The organism is Murimonas intestini, from assembly GCF_024622195.1.
In the GTDB taxonomy this organism is placed as follows: Bacteria; Bacillota; Clostridia; order Lachnospirales; family Lachnospiraceae; genus Murimonas; species Murimonas intestini.
Genome location: NZ_JANKBI010000007.1, coordinates 57,143 through 77,822 on the forward strand (window position 1 = coordinate 57,143; position 20,680 = coordinate 77,822).

Below are 20,680 nucleotides of genomic sequence, written 5' to 3' on the forward strand. Positions count from 1 at the left end.
ATTTCTAATAACAAAAAAACAGAGACGCCTTAAACCTGACATCTCTGTTCTGTCTCTCATCAATAAAGCCTTAACTGCTCTGCAGCATTAAAAGTCTGATATCCTGCTTACCTGCAGTTGGGTCCGTGGCTTGTATCCACATATTTCTTAATATTGGATGCATTTACGTACTTCTTAGTTTTTTCTCCGTTCACTACTACAAGGGTGGGCGCCTGCATAACACCGAATTTTTCTACAAGATCCTGCTGCTCTTCCGCATCGATCACCTGATAATCCTCGTCCCTAAGCATCTCTTTTGCAATCTTGCAGTTCGGACATGTCTTTGTTGTGAACAGATATTTGATAGAATTCTGGGGCTCTATTTTCACATCCTCATCAGACACAGTCACGATACTGCTCTGTACCTTGTGCATACAGGAATTCTGTACATCGTAGAGCTGGCGGTTCTTGTATTCCTGGCTCTTGCCGTCATTCCAGTTCTGGACAGGACGGTAGTAGCCTGTGATACGGCTGTAGACCTCTGCTCTGGCACCGCAGACCGGACACTCAAAATGCTCTCCCGCGATATAGCCATGTTCCCTGCACACTGAATATGTAGGTGACAATGTATAATATGGAAGCTCATAATTCTCTGCAATCTTGCGGACAAGGGTTGCAGCAGCTTTCCAGTCAGGCAGCTTCTCTCCCAGGAATGCATGGAACACAGTTCCTGAAGTATAAAGAGTCTGAAGCTGGTCCTGGATATCCAGGGCTTCAAAAATATCAGATGTAAATTCTACCGGAAGGTGGGAGCTGTTTGTGTAATACGGAGTATCCCCTTCTTTTCCTGCAGTCCTGATCTTGGGCCAGCGTTTCCTGTCATGCTTTGCCAGGCGGTATGTGGTTGATTCAGCCGGAGTGGCCTCCAGATTGTACAGATCGCCGTATTCCTCCTGATAGATAACAAGGCGTTCCCTCATGTGGTTGAGCACATCTTTTGCAAACTCCTGTGTCTCCTTGTTTGTCAGATCCTTCTCCAGCCATTTTGCATTCAGCCCCACTTCATTCATTCCGATCAGGCCGATCGTTGAAAAGTGGTTTTCAAAGCTGCCAAGATAACGTCTTGTATATGGATAAAGCCCTTCATCCAAAAGCTTGGAGATTACTGTTCGCTTGATCTTCAGGGAGCGCGCTGAAATATCCATCATGTGGTCAAGACGCCTGTAAAACTCTTCCTGAGTGTCTGACAGATATGCAATACGAGGAAGGTTGATAGTGACAACCCCCACACTACCCGTGCTCTCACCGGACCCGAAGAATCCTCCTGTCTTCTTGCGGAGTTCTCTTAAGTCAAGGCGCAGACGGCAACACATACTCCTGACATCGCTTGGCTGCATATCGCTGTTGATATAATTTGAAAAATAAGGTGTGCCGTATTTAGAAGTCATCTCAAAGAGAAGCCTGTTGTTCTCTGTGTCAGACCAGTCAAAATCCTTTGTGATAGAGTAAGTAGGTATAGGATACTGGAATCCGCGTCCGTTGGCATCACCCTCGATCATGATCTCAATAAATGCCTTATTGATCATATCCATTTCCTTCTTACAGTCTTTATAGCAGAAATCCATGGGCTTTCCTCCTACGATCGCAGGAAGCTCTGCCATGTCATCCGGCACTGTCCAGTCCAGAGTAATATTGGAGAACGGAGCCTGTGTTCCCCACCTGCTGGGCGTATTTACACCATAGATAAAGGATTCAACACATTTCTTCACTTCGGGATAAGTCAGTTTATCTGCCTTTGCAAACGGAGCCAGGTATGTGTCAAAGGAGGAGAACGCCTGGGCGCCTGCCCATTCATTCTGCATGATCCCCAGGAAATTGACCATCTGGTTACAGAGCACGGAGAGATGTTTTGCCGGAGCAGATGTGATCTTGCCCTCGATCCCTCCCAGGCCTTCTGTGATCAGCTGCCTTAAGGACCAGCCTGCGCAGTATCCTGTCAGCATAGACAGGTCATGCAGATGGATATCAGCATTCCTGTGTGCTTCGGCTATCTCTTCGTCATAGATCTCTGAGAGCCAGTAATTCGCAGTGACAGCGCCTGAATTGCTTAAGATAAGCCCTCCCACAGAATATGTGACTGTGGAGTTCTCCTTTACACGCCAGTCCTCCACCTTTACGTAGCTGTTTACAATGTCTTTATAGTCAAGGATCGTAGATTTCATATTCCTGATCTTTTCACGCTGCTTGCGGTACAAGATATAAGCTTTAGCCACTTCTGCGTATCCTGTCTGGACAAGTACATTCTCTACGCTGTCCTGGATACTTTCCACATCCACTGTGCCGTCTTTGATCTTTTCCTGGAAGTCCGCAGTCACCCGAAGGCTTAACAGGCTGACAATATCATCGTCGTACTGTTTCTGCACAGCATCAAATGCCTTTTCAATAGCACTGCTGATCTTCTGCAGATTAAACTCCGCAACCTCTCCATCTCTTTTTACAACTTTAAACATCCTAATTCTCCTTCCGAACGAATAAATAATTCCCCTATATCCTGGTAAACGAAGCTCTGCCGCTTATTTCACTCCTTGGGCAGACTCCGGATTTTCCCCCGCACCGGAAAAACCGATTACACCCATTGTAGCAAAGTTTCCCATATGCGTCAAGGCAAAAAAACACCATATCTATGTGCTGTTTTTTGTGCAATAACTAGATATAGTGTTTTTTTATTTTTCTTTTCGCATGTGGTATTCTTTAAAAACCAGCTCAATCGCTCTATTTTTCTACATAAATCCTTGTTTTTCACTCATTTATCCGGCAACAATATCTTGTCTCAAATCATATTCTACACTTCTGTCATTCCATATATTTCCATAGGGATGTATGCCCTGACATAAATCCCCTCAGGACGGTAATCCTCTTCCAGAAGCTGGCCGTATTTCCTGATCAGCTGGATACAGCCCGCCTTATCGTAAGGATATACCCTCTCGATCAGCACATTTCTCGCCTGAAGGATCTCTTCCAGCACACTCTTCAGCTCATCAAGTCCCGTTCCCTGCTTCGCAGAAATATTCAGGGTCTTATCTGCCTTAAAATCTCTCAAGCGCTCTTTTTCCTGTATCTTATCCTGTTTATTGAACAGGGTGATGACTGTCTTGTCTTTTACCCCCAGTTCAGACAGGGTATCGTAGACTACGTGCATCTGTTTCTCCATCTGGGGATTGGAAGCATCCACCACATGAAGGATGATATCTGCATATTTTGCTTCTTCCAGAGTACTGCGGAATGCCTCTATCAGATGATGGGGCAGCTTCCTGATGAACCCTACCGTGTCCGTCAGCAGCACTTCCTGTCCGCTCTCCAGCTTCAGTGTCCTTGTAGTGGGATCAAGCGTTGCAAACAGCTTATCTTCCTCCAGCACCCCGGCATCTGTCAGGGTATTTAAAAGCGTAGACTTTCCCGCATTCGTGTAGCCCACAATGGCAGCCACAGGCACATTGTTCCTGCTCCGCCTGCTCCTGATGACCTCCCTGTGGCGTTTTACTTCAGCCAGCTCTTTATTCAGCTGGGATATCCTGTCCTTTATCAGACGCCTGTCCATCTCCAGCTTTTTCTCTCCCGGCCCTCTTGTTCCTATACCGCCTCCAAGTCTGGAAAGCGAGCTGCGCAGGCCCACCAGCCTGGCCAGCCTGTACTTCAGCTGGGCCAGCTCCACCTGGATCTTTCCTTCACTGGTGGAAGCCCTGGCTGCAAATATATCCAGGATGATCAGGGTCCTGTCCATGACCTTCATATCCAGTTCCTGTTCCAGGTTGCGCAGCTGGGCAGGAGAAAGCTCATCATCACAGATGACTCCTGTGGCGTCCATAAGCTGCGCCAGCTCCTTCAGCTCAGCTATTTTTCCTTTTCCTATATATGTTCCCGGATGTATCTGCTCCCTGTTCTGGATCAGCTTTGCCACTGTCACAGCGCCTGCCGTGTCCGCCAGGTCCTTCAGCTCGTCCAGGGACTCCTCTGTGTCATCCTCATCCTGCATGCTGACGCCTACCAGGATGACACGTTCCTGCAGTTCGTCATTTTCATATAATTCTGCCATAAATTCCTCTTATTCTCCGATCCTTATATCTCTATCTTGTGGACAGGAAGTCATATTCCTTCTTCCCCTGCTCATCTCCGGGATACATCTGCACATAAGCCTCAGCCTTTACCTTAGCTGTGGAAAAGTCCTTCTTGTTCTCATATGCCACGATTTCGTTGAAATACAGCTCCTGTTTGCCCTTTTCTTCATCCAGGCCCAGTCCCTTGGCTATATCTGCCAGCGCTGCGTCATAATTCCCGTCACTCATTTCTGCCAGCGCCAGACCATTATATGCCTCCGGTGTCTCTCCATATGCATCAATGTACTGCTGGTACATTACTTTGGAGTGTGCCGTGTCACTCAGGGCCATATAGACCTTGCCCATGAGCAGCAGCGATGCAGCGTCCTTTTCCTCCACAGGCTTTACCAGCTCTCTCTGTGCCGCTTCGTAGTCCTCCAGATAATAGTATATCCTTCCTCTGTTATAATAATCCTTCGTCTCCGTCCCCTGGATGGCCAGGGCTTTCTGAAGGTATTCATCCCCATTGGCGGAGAGCTTCTGCTCCTCATAGCACATATAGATATTCAGAAAAAGGTCATAATCTTTAGGCGCAAGGGCGGCAGCTGCATCAAAATCAATCTTCGCTTTGTCCTGCTCCTGATTTGCCAGATAACTTGCCCCTCTTAAATAATAGGCGTCAGCCTCCCCTTTTATGCCCAGTATCTCATTGCAGGAAGCAGCGGCAGCCTCATAATCCCCCATCTTATACTGGGCGGTTGCCTTATAGTAGAGGATATCCTTTTTCGTATCCGGCATCTTGTCCGTAGTCCTCTTTAATGCCTCCTCAAATGACGCTGCAGCCATATCATACTGCCCCAGCCCCATATAAGCCATGCCGGCCCCGCGGTAGGCCATGAGCTTCTCATCCTCATCATCTTCTGAGAGGGCAGCCTGGAAATTCTCCAGCGCTTTGTCATAATACTGGTTTTCTATCTCTGACATTCCTGTTTCCACTCTGGTGGGCCCTTCATCCTTCTTCTGACAGCCGCCAAGGGCAAGACAGAGGGCAAGGAATAAAATAATGCTTTTTTTCTTCATCATATACCTCCATAGATCAAAATCGCCTGAAATACCCCTGCTGCGGGCATTCCAGGCATAGTATAACAGATTATGGGAGCAAAATACAGCTTTTTCAAATAGAATTATAAATCATAGTATTGCAAAAACTCGGCCGGATGAGGGATTTCCGCTATCCGCCGGGCCTCTTCCCTCTTCCTGCTGATCCAGATATGGATCAGCCTCTCCGGGAATACCTGGCCTTTCAGAAGATACTCATGGTCTTCCTCTAATGCATCCAGGGCCTCATCAAGAGTCTTGGGCAGTGATCTTATCTGCTGCCTCTGCTCTTTTGGCAGGTCATAGAGATTAAAATCATACGGCCCCCACCCGTTTGCCTGAGGATCTGTATCATTCTCGATCCCGTCAAGTCCTGCCATCAGGATAGCCGCATAAGCATAATATGGATTTGCAGTTGCATCCGGGCAGCGCAGCTCGAATCTCTTTGCCTCAGGCGCCTTCGCATATGCCGGTATCCTGATCACCGCACTTCTGTTGGAGGTAGCATATCCGATAGTCACAGGAGCCTCGAATCCCGGTACAAGACGTTTAAAGGAATTTGTCGAGGGGTTTGTGAATGCACACAGGGATGCTGCATGCTTCAGCAGACCTCCGATAAAATACAGCGCTGTGCGGCTCAGGCCTGAATAACCGTTTTCATCATAAAAAACAGGCTTTCCGTCCTTTTTCAGCAGCATATGTACATGCATCCCATTACCGGCCTCCTTATAGACCGGCTTGGGCATAAAGGTGGCAGTCTTTCCTGCCCGGGCAGCCATATTCTTCACTACATACTTGGTGATCATGGTCTTATCCGCCATATCAACCATTTCTCCCAGTTCCACCTCTATCTCCATCTGCCCTGCACCGCCTACCTCATGGTGGTGGTATTTTACCTTTACTCCCCACTCTTCCAGGGTCATGCACATCCTGCTGCGGAGATTATAATGAATATCCCCCGGGGCAGCGATATGGTAGCCTCCCTTTGAGGGGATCTGGTACCCTGTATTATAGCCGTCATCCCGTCCGCTGTTCCACTGGGCCTGTCTTGTCTCAACAGAATAAAAGCCTGCTTTTGGCTCAACCTGGAATCTGACCTCATCGAGTATATGGAACTCAAATTCCGGCCCTATCACCATCTCGTCCGCTATCCCTGTCTGCCTCATATATTCTGCGGCCCGCAGGCTCACATTCCTGGGGTACTGGTCAAATGGCCTGTTTTCCTTCTCCCCGATCATGCACACATCCCCTGTCATAGACAAGGTTGGGATCTCCACAAAGGGATCTATGAATGCAGTAGCCGGGTCCGGTATAAACACCATGTCGCTCTTCTCAACAGGCGCATACCCATAATTGGACCCGTCAAATCCAATCCCATACGTGAATATCTCCTCACTGAACCTGGCGGCCGGTATAGTAATATGACGCCATCTACCGTCCAGGTCGGTCATCTTAAAATCAATCATCTCAATTCCCTTGTCTCTGCACATCTGTAAAATTTCCCCGCTCTTGCCCATACTTTCCTCCGTATTCATATCCCATCCGCCCTGTCTGCCAGAATGCGGTGCGATGCTTTGTTAATCCAGTATAGCATACTGGCGGGAATTTTCATAGTAACTACTAAGGTTACTATTCACACGTCACAGTCCGAAAGGAAACAATTCCTTGCGCAGAAGAAATACAGCACAAATGAGATCATGCTAAGTCCTGCACATCTGGCAAACAGCAGAATGTCTGCGGCCTGCTCATAACTCTTTCCTGCCTGGAGCAGAAAGAGGAAGGCCTCTCTTTTTTCCTTAAACCACGCAGACCAGAAACCAAAGTCTGACCACTTTGTAGGGATAATGTCAGAAGGTATATGAAGTACTTTTGATATTGTAATAAACAAGACTGCCGCCACAATGATAAGCAGCAGTGCCCACACTGCCGGAAGCAGCCTTTTTCTCATTCTTATATTCATCAGCAGGCCTCTTACAAGCACAGCTGCAAGGCAGCCCGCCGTAACCACCGGCAGAATGATCACAAATATCTGAGCAATCTCAGCCAGAAGGGAGAGCTCCAGTATCCTGCCGCTCAGGCTGTGCCGCACCATAAACTCTTTAAGGCTGTCTTTTGCCCCCAGTGTGAGCATCTCTGCGCTCTCTGCCGTATCTTTGCCGGACCCCGGCGCATCACCGTATGCAGCGCCCTTCTCCTGACCGCCATTAAAGCCTCTCACCGCCAGGACAGGGGCATCTGCCTTTAAGATTCCCCTGACTGTATATTCTCTGTCCCGGCAGACCACTGTTTTTCCGGCTGCGTCAGAGCTTCCAAAGAGGGCTTCCGCAGCCTTCTCCGACAGCAGGCATCCCGACATGTCATCCTCATCTAATACACTGCCTGTTCCAAATATGAGCTGCAGGCTGCCCTGGGCCTTTATGAGGTTCAAACCAGTGCTGCGGATGCCTTCCTGCCCGGCCGCCGTCACATTGTGCTCTTCCTTCCACGCTGCAAAAAGTACAGTTTTATCCTGTTCCTGCTCTGTTTTTATGATCTCCCTTATTCTCTCTCCCGTAATTCCGTTATCCAGGATTGCCGTCACTGTATCTTTTGTATTTTTTCTCAGCTCTATGTAACTTCCTACCGCCATCCCATAGCAGAGAATCAGTACGATAAGCATGGCCATAGAAATAACGAGATATATCTTACTTCGCTCCCGTATCATTCAGCCTCACCCTGCTTCCTTCTGAGAGATTCTTGTCAGATCCTGTTATGATCTTCTGGTCACTGCTGATGCTTCCTTCCTCCAGCGCTGCATAAGACTCATTTTTATCCAGGATTTTAACTGCTACCTTTCTTACTGTCAGTTCAGTCCCCAGCACTGAATCAGTCTCCTGCAGGACATAGACAAATTTTTCTTTACTGTCCTCGTTGACAGCACTGATCGGCACACACAGAGGATATGCTTTAGAAATCTTCTCCACTTTGAATTCCGCAGCCTCACCGATCTCCAGGGCATCCGCCGGAAGGTTTACAGTCACATCCAGCATATCTTCCGATGCTTCACTCATACTCACCGACTCAACTTTCAGACCCGTTATGGGCTGTTTTCCCGCTCCTGACGGCTTCAGTGTCACCTCGTCATTGCGGGCAATATATTTTTCCTGTCCCGCAGGTATCTGGGCCGTAAATTTATTTCCTGCTGATGTATCCGCCATCAGCACTGCCATTCCATCTGGTGTCTTATCTCCTGTAGTCAGTGAAAGCTTTGTAATGATTCCGGCTATAGGCGCTTTTATCTGTCCGTTTTCTTTTTCCAGCCTCTCCAGCTTCGTGATCTCAAGCTCCAGAGCCTCCTGCTCCAGTGCGCTGATCTCTGCGCTGCTGTCACTGCCGTCCGGTGCACCCGCGCTCTCCAGGGAATGTGCTGCAGACGTGACGCTCTGTTTCTTTGAGAGGACAGCGGCGTCATATGCCTGCTGGCTGGACTGGACAGCTTCTATGAGCTGCTGCTCTTCCTGCCCTGCATTTGCCGCTTCCTGTTCCAGCTTCTCTTTTTCGTAAGCCGAAAGCGCTGCCTCTGCATTTTCCAGTGCTGTCCGGGCATCTGACACCTTTTGCTCTGCCGCATCCAGATCTGCCTGGTATGAATTTCTGACATCCTGTTCCGCCTGGGCGGGATCTGCTGCCGTGGTCTGTGAACTGCCTACCATGCTCAATGATGGTTTCCACAGCTTTGCCTGCGCCGACGTATTGTCCGGCTCCAGTGACGGCTGTTCTCCTGTCTCATATGACTGTTCCCGGGGCAGCGCATCTGCTGCTCTCTGAGCTTCGGCCTGGCGCTGCTGTTCTTCCTCCGCTGCCCTCTGGGCCTCAGACTGGCGCCGCTGTTCTTCCTCTGCCGCCTTCTGGGATTCGGACTGGCGCCGCTGCTCTTCCTCCGCTGCCTTCTGGGCCTCAGACTGGCGCCGCTGTTCTTCCTCCGCCGCCTTCTGGGCCTCGGACTGGCGGCGCTGTTCTTCCTCCGCTGCCTTCTGGGATTCGGACTGGCGCCGCTGTTCTTCCTCCGCTGCCTTTTGGGATTCGGACTGGCGCTGCTGCTCTTCCTCCGCCGCTTTCTGGGATTCGGACTGGCGCTGCTGTTCTTCCTCCGCCGCCTTCTGGGATTCGGACTGGCGCTGCTGTTCTTCCTCCGCCGCCTTCTGGGATTCGGACTGGCGCTGCTGTTCCTCCAGCGCCGCCTTCTCTGATTCTTCTTTTTTCTTCTGCTCCTCCGCCTCACTCATGTTTGCATTATTCTGGGCCTCTACTGCCTGCTTTACTTCCTGTTCTATCTCTTCCCTCAGTGCCATAAGTTCATCCTGGGCTGACTTGAGGGCTGCCGTCTTCTCCGCCACTGCCGTCTCCAGCTGTTTTCTTACAGTATCATCCGCCCCTGTATCTTTCCCCTGGCTCTTTCTGTATTCCTCCAGCTTCTGCTTTGCCGTCTCCAGGTTCTGGGCCGCCGCGTTAATATCCTGATTTCCCCGCTCTTCTGCCAATCCCAGATCCTGGGCTGCCTGGTTCTGTGAAATAGCTTTCTTCTGGGCGTCAGCTGCATTTCTGCTCTGGGTATCCTTAGCCTGCAGCTGCATCTTCTTCAGCTCCTGTTTCTTTTTTAGCAGCTGTTCCCGAATGTCTTCCATATTCAGATCAAACAGCGCTGCATTGGCCTCCACCTGACTCCCCACACTCACATAGATCGTATCCACTTTTATATCCGGCAAAGTGCTCACCGCCTCTTCTCTGCTCTGGACTACTTTTCCGCTGCCCGAAACACTGTGGTCCAGGGATATATTCTTAGGTATCTCTGCCTGTACATTTGCGATCCCCGCACTGTCAGCAGCCCTTGACAATATGGTAAATAACAGCATACAGGCCAGAAATCCCGCCAATATACTGACTAATTTTTTTCTGCTCATCTGTCATCCTCCTGTATCATTCCTTTACTGCCGCCGCTACGATTCCCTGTTCCAGATAGTCCTGCCCTGCCAGAAATACCAGCATGGCCGGCAGAAGTACCACTACCGAAGTGGTAAATGCTATTCCGGCCTCATTCAGCCCGATATTGGGCAGAAAAAGTGATAAAGGCCAGAGCGATTTTGTTTTTAAAAAGGTAAGGGGCTGCTCAATCAGGTTCCAGTATTCCAAAAATCCCAGTACCATTGCTGAGATGATCCCTGCTGAGCCTAAGGGGATACCCAGATAAAAGAAAATCTGAAAATTCCCGGCCCCGTCGATCCTGGCCGACTCAATGACTGCATCTGGCACGCTTTCAAAAAAACGGTACATGATAAAAACCGGAAATGTGGAAAATACCGCCGGAAGAATGATCCCCAGATGCGTATCGATCAAATGGAGCTTATCCAGGACAAGATAATTAGAAAGCATCATCACCTGAAACGGCATCATCATTAGCAGGATATACACCATAAAAAGGGCCTTTTTGAAGGGAAACCTGAATTTTGCAAATCCCCAGGCTGCAGGCACGCCCACCAGAAGCTGACCGGCCAGGATAGCTCCTGTCAGCTTTATGGAATTCCAGAACATTACAAAAAACTCCGGCGAGTCTATCAGCAGGTTTACATAGGCCTTTAACGTGGGATAGACAGGCAGCAGACGCCAGCTGACATAGCCGCCTGCTCCGCCCAATGCAGGGCCCAGGCGGTCTGTCAGTTCCACCGCCCCCATCAGTGAACCAGTCAAAAGGAACAGCACCGGATAACACGCTGTAAATCCAAGAATTCCGAGAAAAGATATAATGATGAAATGGATTATTTTTTTGCTTTTTCTCACACCCTCATCCTTCCTTTTCCCATGCTTTTTTCAAAAGTAAGATCAGTACAAAAATGACAAGCCCGTTTATCACAGATGCCGCGGCCATCTTATCCATGGACAGTTCCCTAAACCAGTTACTGAGCAGGTGCTGCAGCATATACATACTTTCATCGGGATAATCCCCGGCCACCAGATATGCTTCTCTGAATACCTTAAAGGAATTCAGCAATGACAGCACCGCTATTGTAAACATAGACGGCAGCAGATTTGGCAGTGTTATTTTCCAGAAACATTTCCACTCTCCAGCCCCGTCTACCCTCGCCGCCTCATAGATACTCTCAGATATCCCTGAGAGGCCTGCCATCCACAGCACCACATCATAACCCAAATTTCTCCAGATATAGCTGAAGACCAGGACCCAGAAGGCTGTTCCTCCGTTCATCCAGTCGCTGCCCGCCATTCCCAGCCTCTGAAGCATTCCGTTTAATATTCCCTGGTTGTCAAACAGGACCCTCCAAAGCAGGACTACAGATGCAACGGGAATAGCCATAGGCACAAGGAACGCGCTTTTGAGCAGGCTTCCTGCCTTTCCCTGCCTCTGCAGGAAAATAGCCAGCAGCAGCGATAACATGATCAGAAGAGGGATACATACAGCTGTAAAACGTGCCGTATTAGATGCCGCCAGCCTGAAAGCGGGAGTGGCAAATACTGCTCTGTAATTTTCTAAACCTGACCATTTCCCGCTGATGGACTCTGTGAACGACCTCCTCACCACATCTGCAAACGGGATCAGTACAAAGATTCCCGTCCCTATGAAACTGGGCAGGATAAATAATATCCCTGCCCACTCCTTTTTGCCGCCGTGTCCCTGTCTCTTTAAAACAGGAAAACAGCCTTTTATTTTCTTCATAGGCGTATCCGGCCGCTTCCTACTCAGAGAGGTAGAGGTTGACCTTCTGAACCACATTTTTTGCGGCATCCTTCGGGCTTATCCCCTCTTCAAGACATCTCTGTGCCTGTTCCAGTACCGCCTCTTTTACTACAGTGTCAGTGACTGCAGGTATTTTCAGTGATTCAGCCCATGTTTTCAGCGCCTGCCTCTTTTCTTCAGAAGGCAGCTCTATGCTGAGATTCAGATCCATTCCATCATCGCTCGAGATAGTTATCCCCTCACTTTTACCTTCCGGCGGCTCTTCAGCCAGGATCTTGTCAAAGGCCGCTCTGTTGACAGGAAAACCTTCTCCCTGAGAAACACTCTGTCCCTCTGTTCCCAGCATATATTCCAGAAGCCCCACGGCTTCTTCCCTGTGTGTGCTCTTACTGCTGACGCCGGCTACTGAAAGAGGTATAAATACATCGGCAGCCTGGCCGTTCATCTTGTTCTCAGACGTATTTCCGGCAGACGTATCCACTGATGTGAGATATGAATAATCATGAAGCCCATACAACATGCCAGGATTCAGCAGGGCTGACTTGGTCAGGAGTACCAGCGATTCAAGGCTGTTGGCAGTATCTGATGCCGTCCCCTGCATATTAGTTCCATATATGTTTCCGGAATTTATTTCTCTGTAATCCTTGTCCAGAGCATACATCTGTGAAAGTCCTTCAAAAAATTCCTGAAGCAATGCCTCGTCAAGGGTTCCGTCTTCTTTCTGCCAGGCTGGTGAACATACCCCCATAAGCCTCGCTGCCATTGACCTTGCATCCATAGTTCCCATCACGCTTGCTGCATCAGGATATTTCTCCTTAACCGCTGCCGCTGTCTCTATCAGACTTTTAAAGTCACTGATCTTGTCAACAGATTCTGTATATCCCTGTATCACAGGAATTGCAAACCTTGTGGGCACAGCATAGTAAGTACCATCCCCCGCAAACGCCCCCGCAATCTGTTCAAACATGCCGTCTTTTTCCTTTGCTTTTTCCACCACTTCACTGATGTCTGAAAGCAGCCCTTTTTCAATATAGGAATCTACCGGCATACCATCCAGGATCAGCACGTCCGGCCCTTTCCCGGCCAATATATCTGTAGCCAGCGTCCTCAGCGCATCCGAAGCTGTGACAGCATCTTCTCCCGTCATGCCCAGCTGGAGTGTCGCCAGAATGTTCGGATTATCCTTCTGGAATTTAGAGAGGATCTGCCTTAATTCATTGCTGTCTCTCAGACTGTAGATCTTCAGCTCAGTCTCCGGTACAGAAGGAGTGTCCGCAGAATATACATAATGCAGCAGCTTTGGATTCCCGTTTCCATCCTCACTTGCCAGCATAAAGCTGTCGTCATCCATGGCTGCCAGGCTGATCAGTCCCAGGCTGGGATCGGAGAGCGTTGTAAGAGCGCCGTTCACTACCTGGTCGCAGACATTGCCTCCCTGCTGCCAGCTGTAGATTCCATCTGAATCTGCATAAAAATGATATCCGTCTTTTCCCTGCTCAAATAAAATATTCCCGGCGCCGCCAAAGCCGCTCCCCGCAAAAGAATTATTCAGCAGGGCTTCCTTCAGCTTCTCATCCGTCTCTTTTGTCTTGCCGCTCTCTATCTCCACTGTCAGAACATCTGACTTTGTCTGCAGAAGCAGTTCTTCCCCCAGACAGGCCATTGAATAAACATGTTCTGCGCTGTCATAATTTTGTTTTACTTCTCCTGTGCCTGTGTCGAACAGATATACCTTGCCCGCATAGTCCAGTCCGGCAAGATCACCTGAACTTGTGTATACAAATTCATAAAGGGAATTTGACATTCCCTGCATAGCATCCTCTTCAAGTGTTTTACTCAGTGCGAGTGATATCTCCGATGCCTTTCCTTCTTTATCCAGTTTCCAGTAATGGTACTCCAGATCTTCTCCTGCTGAAATACCTGTCTGGCAAAACATTTCACCGTCAGGCGCTATAGCTATCTGCAGCACGCTTCCCTTTTCCAGTACTTCCATGGGCAAATCATAAACTTTCTCCCAGCTGCCGCCTGCGTCTTTTGTCTTCCAGGCAGACAGATTTGTTTCTGTCCGGACTGCTGTCCATATTCCTCCGTCTTCCGTCTTTTTCATATCATATATGCGGTTTGTACCTTCCGGAAGGCTTACCTCTTCTTCCAGATACCTTCCCATACTCCCGCTGCCTCCCGCGCTGCTCTTCCCGTCACCGGAGGTTTTTTCACTTTCCTGCTGTTTTGTATCGCTCTCACTGCCGCCGCTGCACCCTGCCAGGCCCGAGAGCGCCAGCGCTGCCGCCGCAGTCAGGCAAACAGTTCTGCTGATCAGGTTTTTGACAAATTTTCTCATAATAATTTCACCTCATTTTATTCTGCTCTTATTCCGCCAGGTAAATTGATATCTGGCTTTTAATTCTTTCTGCCGCTTCGTCCAGACCTGTCTCTTCTTTTAGGTACGCTGTTCTGCCTGGCGCAGCACAGGGTCATCATACAGTGAGTAGACCGTCAGTTCCTTCCCCTGGACAGTGTCAGCGCTCTCCGAGTAAACATAATTCTTCAGCAGGGGCTTCCCGTTTCCATCCATATACGAGACCAGGACGGATCCATCTTCTTTTGCAGCCATCCCTGTGAAATACAATTTCGGACTCCCTATTGACGTCATACTGCCGTCAATCAATTGTTCCGCTGTGGTACCGCCAAGCCTGTAGCTGTACAGCCCCTTCCTGCTGCAGTAAAATAATCCTTTCCCATCAGGTTGGGAGGCTATCAAAGAATTTCTGGCCCCTGATATTCCAGGCTGCTGCTTATTCTCTTTGACAAGACTGATAAGGACCTCATCTGTCTGAAGGCTGCTGCCCTTCTTATCATATAATTGGGCGCTGTTAACACTCTGCACCAGGATCTGCTCCCCAATACATGCAATCCCTGTCCTCTGTCCGTCATCCGCCGGAATAATATTTACTGACGTGTCTGCTGCCATATCTACCATCATAATGTTCTCTTCTACATCAACGGCCGCCACGTCCTTCTCTCCCGAAAACATAACAGATGTAATTACAGCCTGCCCCACTTCAACCGGGCCGCTTTCCCTGTCACCTGTCAGGATCTCCACATTTGCATTCTGTCCGTCCATGTATGCAGCGGCGATATCGCCCGTACTGCTCACAGCGGCGCAGGATATGCCGCCAGTGATTTTCCTGGCCTTTTCCTCACTTATTTCAGAACATGCCTGCCATGACCTTCCTCCATCGGCTGAATCATATACGCCGGTATCCGCTACCATTCTCACATTCTGCCCGCCTGTACCGGCCAGATCCATAATTCTTCCTATTTCATCAGGCAGGCTGCACTCTTCTTCCACATACCTCCCTTTTGTGGTTTCTGCTTCATTCGAGTCTTTATTATTCTGTCCCTCACCCCCACTGCATCCAGTCATTATACCAACGGCTGCCGCAAGCAGCCCGGCCAGCACCCATTTTTCTTTCATAGTCTTCCTCCCGCAACGGCTTCATCCTCACCCAGTTCCTGCATACATCAATCCGGCACATACTCAAGTCCGGGCACTGCTCTCTGATCATGGCTGTGAATATTTTCAAACCATTGTCATCATCTTATCACCCTTTCCTCTAAGTTTTCTCTAAAATCAAAAATTTCGGGCCAAAAAATAAATTTCAGAGATTTATCCAAATTCACACTTCATAAGATTCCTTATTTCTATGAACTTTTCCCCTATCCTGCGGACCGGAAAATCATGTATAATAGCTGCATTAGCTGTGAATCAAAAACCCCGCCGCAGGAAATGGGGCATCAAATCTGCAGCGACGCAGGCAATGGGCATCAAATTTGCAGCGCTGCAGGCAGCGGGGGCATCTAGGAGGAGGGTATTATGAGGGTACTGATTATTGAGGATGATGAAAAGCTCTGTGAGTCTTTAAGCTTTCAGTTAGAAAAAGAAAAGATAAATGTTGACGTCTGCCATGACGGCGAGGATGGCCTTCACTTCATTCGTGAACAGGCCCACGATGTGATACTTTTAGACAGGATGATACCTCTGATAGACGGGCTGCGGGTCCTGGGGACTATGAGGGCGGAACATATCAACACTCCCGTGATCCTGGTAACTGCCCTGGGAGAATTAAATGACAGGATAACGGGACTGGACTGCGGGGCTGACGACTATATCGTAAAACCATTCGCATTCCAGGAGCTGATGGCAAGGATCCGCAGCATCTGCCGCCGCCCCCGCACCTGGGAGAGCAGCAGCCAGCTGACTTTCGGGGATATCCTTTATGACGCCGCCAGCAATCAGCTCTTCAGATCTGGAAACTGCATATGCACGCTGTCTAAAAGGGAAGGGACTCTCCTGGAACTCTTTCTTCGCAATCCCGGCCAGATACTTCCCAGGAATACAATACTCACAAAGGTGTGGGGGCCTGATGCCGGAGTGGAGGATGGCAATCTTGACAATTATATACATTTTATAAGAAGACGCTTAAAACAGGCAGGAAGCACCCTGAGCCTGAAGACTGTCCGGGGCGTTGGCTACTGCCTGGAGGAAGGGGATGTTTAAAAAACTTCACAGGCAGATGACATTTTTCTGCACCCTTATCACCAGCCTGATCCTCATTTCCATGACATGTCTCTGCCTTCTGATCGCAGAGCGTAATACGAAGGAGAGGAGCTATATATCCTTTTCAGATAATCTGACTTCTATCTTCTCATATTTTGAAGAACAGAATGTGATCTCCCATCAGTGGCTTCTGCAGATGGAAAGCACATATCATCTGAAAATGCATATCCTGGACAATGGTAATCCTCTCTTTTCCCAGCGCCTGGGCAGCAGTGACGAGTATCCCCCAGAACTTTTTGAACAGGCCAGAGACATAGCTTACAGGAAATACGGGATCGACAGCAGTGACCTGTCCTACAGAGAGCTGTCCTATAACCATGCTGAATTCAAGATGCACGGAGAAGATTCCGGTGAATACTACGCCTCCGTTGCCCTCATACCAAAGAAAAACGGAGTCCTGAATGTCACAGCCCTCTATTCTCTGGACGCCCAGGAAAAAGAGCTGCGGCACCAGCGCCTGCTGTTTGCCTCCATAGACGTATTGGCCGTTCTGCTGCTGTTCCTCTTTTCCTGGCACTTCACCAAGAGGATGATAAAACCTATAAGAGAGAGCCGGGAAAGGCAGTCTCAGTTCATCGCCGCTGCTTCCCATGAGCTGCGCTCTCCGCTGACAGTCATCCTCTCCAGCCTCTCCGCTATGAAGATGGCTGATAAAGAGCAGGCCGAGGCCTTTTCTGACACAATACAGGCTGAGGGACAGCGTATGTCACGCCTGATCGGGGATATGTTAAGCCTTGCCAATGCTGACAACCGCAGCTGGAGCATACATGCTTCCAACGTGGAACCTGACACCCTGCTGCTGCAGACATATGAGAAATTCGAGAGCCTGGCCAGCCAAAAAGGGCTCAGGCTGTCTGTAAATATCCCGGATGAGGACTGCCCTGCATGTTCTATGGACGGGGAGCGTATTGCCCAGGTCCTCTCCATCCTTATAGATAATGCAATGAGCTATACTCCAAAAGGCGGGCAGATCACTCTCAGCCTGGCCCGCTCATGTTCAAAGCTCAGCTATACTGTGGCCGACAACGGACCCGGTATTCCAGATGACCAGAAGGAGGCTGTATTTGAGCGTTTCTACAGGACAGATAAGTCCCATAAAAGTAAATCTCATTTTGGACTTGGCCTATGTATTGCCCAGGAGATCGTCAAACTGCACAAGGGCAGGATACAGGTAAAGGACACGCCGGGCGGCGGCGCCACCTTCACAGTCGTACTGCCTGTTCAAAATACTTTCACAAATTGTTCAAGCACATAACACACTCTTGTCACAATTCTGCTTTATAGTATATATTGTACGAAAGGTACAAAGCAAGCAACACTGATAATATACTTTTTCATAATCCGCCAGCATCCTGCGAGGGTGCTGGCTCTCCCTCCGTTTAGGGGGTTTTTTTATACCATATCCAGAAAATCCGCCACATGTTTTTCCTTCGCCCTTTTTTCCAGGGCCATCACATAGCTTTTGATCTCAGGAGCTTCGAAATCCAGAAGCGGTATCTCTAAAAGCTTTCCCCCGTCCAGATATTCTTTTACAAAGCTTCGCGGCAGAAAGGTGTAGCCGATGCCGTCCAGCAGATACGGGAGCAGCTTTGTGCTCTTGTCTATCTCAAAGGGAAACGGATAGTTCTTCGGAAAAATCTCCCTGATAGATACGGCGCCCTCCTGGATCACAAAATCACAGTACAGATAATAGATGCCGCAGAGCTCTTCCCTTCTGATCCCCTTCTCAAACTCCCTGTTAGCCGCGCCGGTCACCAGCACCAGCTCATCCGTTTTAAAGAGCCTGCTGACGCACCCCTTTTTCTTTGATCCGAGAAAAGTAAAAATCACATCCAGAGTCCCGTCCTGCAGCATCCTGTAGAGCACATTTGAATGGTCCACGATCACTTTGACTGCTATCTGGGAATGGCTCTTCAGATATTCTGAAAGAACAGGCAGCATATGGCAGTCATAGACAGTATTCACTGACCCGATACGCAGGCTGCACGAATAATCCGGAAAATGCTGCAGCCCTGATACGGCGGAATTCTCCAGTTCCACTATACGCCGGGCATAAGACAGGAAATATTTCCCCTCCTCAGTCAGCTCCACCCCTCTTTTCTTTCTCACAAAAAGGACTTTTCCTATCTCCTTCTCCAGTTCCATGATCCTGTTAGTCACAGTAGACTGTGCCACAAAGCACTGGTCCGCAGTCTGCGTAAAATTTTTCAGCTCTGCCAGTACCAGAAATGTTTTCAGATTCTCAGTATCCATCTGTATTCTCCTTTTATCTCAGCCCCGCATCATTATTATATGACAATTTAAATTTTCGATTATATCAATCATTAATATTCATTATACAAATTATAAATTCGGTTCTATAATAAGTCAAGACAGACTGCCGCAGTCAAATTTTCGTAACAGTTCAGCCTTCCACTGTTCCGCGAGGTGTTTTCGTGCAAAATGCACGAAAATCCCAAGAGCTGCAGCGCCAAAATGCTGTTTACAGCATTTTGTGTGCATCGCGGAGCGTTGTTATAGGTCAGACGGCTGCCGAATGGCAGATGGCTGAACTGTAACAAATTTTCTGCCGGCGGAAAGTCCGGGATATGAATACCAAGGAGGCATTTTCATGCAGAAAATATATACAAAGGTAACTGATGAAATGAATTTTTATGAGGGAAACGATCCGACAGCCCTTGCAAAGGAGTACGGCACCCCTCTTTATGTCTATAATGAAAGGATTTTGCGCACCAGATGCCGGGAACTGAAGAATCTGGTGACTTACCCAAATTTCGTGGCTGATTTTTCAGCCAAGGCAAACAGCAATCTGGCTTTCCTGCAGATCGTAAGATCTGAAGGACTGGAAGTGGATGCCATGTCACCCGGTGAGATCTATATTGAAAAAGCTGCCGGCTTTAAATCTGATGAGATTTTCTATATCTGTAATAATGTATCAGAGGAGGAGATGCAGTACGCTGTCTCAGAAGGAGTACTTGTAAGTGTCGATTCCATAAGCCAGCTGGAACAGTACGGACGCCTGGCCCCAAATACCAGGGTAGCTGTCCGTTTTAACCCCGGAGTCGGAGCAGGCCATCATGACAAGGTAGTCACAGCGGGGAAAAAGACGAAGTTCGGCGTGGATCCGTCCTGTATTCCTCTTGTAAAAGAAATACTGAAAAAATATAACCTGACACTGGCAGGAATCAACCAGCATATCGGCTCCCTCTTTATGACAGGTGAGGCATTCCTCTCCAGCATCCACTCCCTGTTTGACATCGCTAGGCAGTTCCCTGATCTGGAGTTCATCGACCTGGGCGGCGGATTCGGCATCCCTTACCACAAAGAGACAGATGAAGCCCGTCTTGACCTGAAATCCCTGGGAACAGAGCTTGACAAGGAGCTCTATGCTTTTGCAGAAGAATATGGACGTCAGGTCAAGTTCCGCATAGAGCCGGGCCGCTATATCAGCGCCGAGTGCTGTGTACTTCTGGGCCAGGTCCATTCTGTCAAAGAAAACAGCGGGATCACTTATGCAGGATGTGACGTAGGCTTCAATGTCCTGGCAAGGCCTGTAATGTATGATTCTTACCACGGAATAGAGATCTACCGCAGTAACGATGCTGCTGCACAGAACGGGGCTGACAAGACTCACAGCACAGGGGACGGACATGATAACAACCTGCAGCCTGTGACAGTCGTGGGAAATATCTGCGAGAGTGGTGACATCCTGGCAAAAGACAGGATGCTGCCCCCCGTCATGGAAAAGGATATCCTGGGGATCCTTGATGCAGGCGCATACGGATTTACAATGAGCTCCAATTACAACAACCGCCTCCGCCCGGCAGAGGTACTCATCAGAGAAAGTGGTGAGGCAGTGCTCATAAGGGAGCGTGATACCTTAGAGGATTTGAAGAGGCATATGATTTCTATATAAATATAAAAAACACCATACCAAGGGATACCTCACATTTCCCGGTATGGTGTTTTTTGTAGCAGTAATATGAACCTCCTGAAAGACCGGAGGCTGGACGCAGAAGACCTGATCAGCCCGAGGTAAGAGAGGTGCTTTAAGAATGCCCCCGGTGCTCCCGATTTCACAATCTCTTCAAGAGTCCATCACATTTTTTTCACATTTTAAAGTTATATTATAAGTGTACCAAGGGTACAGCAAACATTAAT

14 protein-coding genes are annotated in these 20,680 nt (G+C 48.8%); 3 read left to right on the top strand and 11 right to left on the bottom strand.

Annotation, left to right across the window (positions count from 1 at the left end; all coding sequences use genetic code 11):
• Nucleotides 1–107: 107 nt before the first annotated feature.
• From NSB28_RS12105 to NSB28_RS12150, 10 genes are all read right to left on the bottom strand, one after another.
• Entirely contained in the window at nt 108–2,489 is a 2,382-nt protein-coding gene (locus NSB28_RS12105) for a ribonucleoside triphosphate reductase (RefSeq protein ID WP_109626764.1), read from the bottom strand.
• Between the two features lie 332 nt (nt 2,490–2,821).
• The gene (gene hflX / locus NSB28_RS12110; protein ID WP_109626766.1) at nt 2,822–4,072 is read right to left on the bottom strand and encodes a GTPase HflX; all 1,251 of its coding nucleotides are present in this window, start codon (nt 4,070–4,072) and stop codon (nt 2,822–2,824) included.
• A 31-nt stretch (nt 4,073–4,103) separates the two neighbouring features.
• Nucleotides 4,104–5,156: a tetratricopeptide repeat protein gene (locus tag NSB28_RS12115; protein WP_109626769.1), complete on the bottom strand. Its 1,053-nt coding sequence runs from the start codon at nt 5,154–5,156 to the stop codon at nt 4,104–4,106.
• A gap of 101 nt (nt 5,157–5,257) precedes the next feature.
• Nucleotides 5,258–6,688 carry a type I glutamate--ammonia ligase gene (gene glnA, locus NSB28_RS12120; RefSeq protein WP_109627126.1) on the bottom strand — a complete coding sequence of 477 codons (1,431 nt, stop codon included), beginning with the start codon at nt 6,686–6,688 and terminating at the stop codon, nt 5,258–5,260.
• 116 nt (nt 6,689–6,804) lie between these two features.
• Nucleotides 6,805–7,875, bottom strand: coding sequence for an ABC transporter permease (locus NSB28_RS12125; RefSeq protein ID WP_109626771.1), 1,071 nt, complete (start codon nt 7,873–7,875; stop codon nt 6,805–6,807).
• Nucleotides 7,856–10,111 (bottom strand): efflux RND transporter periplasmic adaptor subunit, encoded by a 2,256-nt coding sequence (locus NSB28_RS12130; protein WP_109626773.1) that lies wholly within the window; start codon nt 10,109–10,111, stop codon nt 7,856–7,858. The genes NSB28_RS12125 and NSB28_RS12130 overlap by 20 nt, the downstream gene beginning before the upstream one ends.
• A 16-nt stretch (nt 10,112–10,127) precedes the next feature.
• Nucleotides 10,128–10,985, bottom strand: coding sequence for a carbohydrate ABC transporter permease (locus NSB28_RS12135; RefSeq protein ID WP_257497694.1), 858 nt, complete (start codon nt 10,983–10,985; stop codon nt 10,128–10,130).
• 4 nt (nt 10,986–10,989) lie between these two features.
• On the bottom strand, nt 10,990–11,877 hold the full coding sequence (locus NSB28_RS12140) for a carbohydrate ABC transporter permease (protein ID WP_109626775.1): 888 nt from the start codon (nt 11,875–11,877) through the stop codon (nt 10,990–10,992).
• Nucleotides 11,878–11,896: 19 nt separating this feature from the next.
• Nucleotides 11,897–14,239 carry an extracellular solute-binding protein gene (locus NSB28_RS12145; RefSeq protein WP_109626777.1) on the bottom strand — a complete coding sequence of 781 codons (2,343 nt, stop codon included), beginning with the start codon at nt 14,237–14,239 and terminating at the stop codon, nt 11,897–11,899.
• Between the two features lie 99 nt (nt 14,240–14,338).
• Nucleotides 14,339–15,376, bottom strand: a complete 1,038-nt coding sequence (locus NSB28_RS12150) for a hypothetical protein (protein ID WP_109626779.1) — start codon at nt 15,374–15,376, stop codon at nt 14,339–14,341.
• Nucleotides 15,377–15,775: 399 nt separating this feature from the next.
• Here NSB28_RS12150 and NSB28_RS12155 point away from each other — a divergent pair, with 399 nt between their 5' ends.
• Both NSB28_RS12155 and NSB28_RS12160 read left to right on the top strand, forming a co-directional pair.
• On the top strand, nt 15,776–16,459 hold the full coding sequence (locus NSB28_RS12155; protein WP_109626781.1) for a response regulator transcription factor: 684 nt from the start codon (nt 15,776–15,778) through the stop codon (nt 16,457–16,459).
• Nucleotides 16,452–17,774: a sensor histidine kinase gene (locus NSB28_RS12160; RefSeq protein ID WP_109626783.1), complete on the top strand. Its 1,323-nt coding sequence runs from the start codon at nt 16,452–16,454 to the stop codon at nt 17,772–17,774. The genes NSB28_RS12155 and NSB28_RS12160 overlap by 8 nt, the downstream gene beginning before the upstream one ends.
• 137 nt (nt 17,775–17,911) lie before the next feature.
• Here NSB28_RS12160 and NSB28_RS12165 read toward each other — a convergent pair whose 3' ends face one another.
• Nucleotides 17,912–18,772: a LysR family transcriptional regulator gene (locus NSB28_RS12165; protein WP_109626786.1), complete on the bottom strand. Its 861-nt coding sequence runs from the start codon at nt 18,770–18,772 to the stop codon at nt 17,912–17,914.
• 358 nt (nt 18,773–19,130) lie between these two features.
• Between NSB28_RS12165 and lysA the strand changes: the two genes are divergently transcribed.
• Nucleotides 19,131–20,435: a diaminopimelate decarboxylase gene (lysA, locus tag NSB28_RS12170; RefSeq protein ID WP_109626788.1), complete on the top strand. Its 1,305-nt coding sequence runs from the start codon at nt 19,131–19,133 to the stop codon at nt 20,433–20,435.
• The last annotated feature ends 245 nt before the right edge of the window (nt 20,436–20,680 follow it).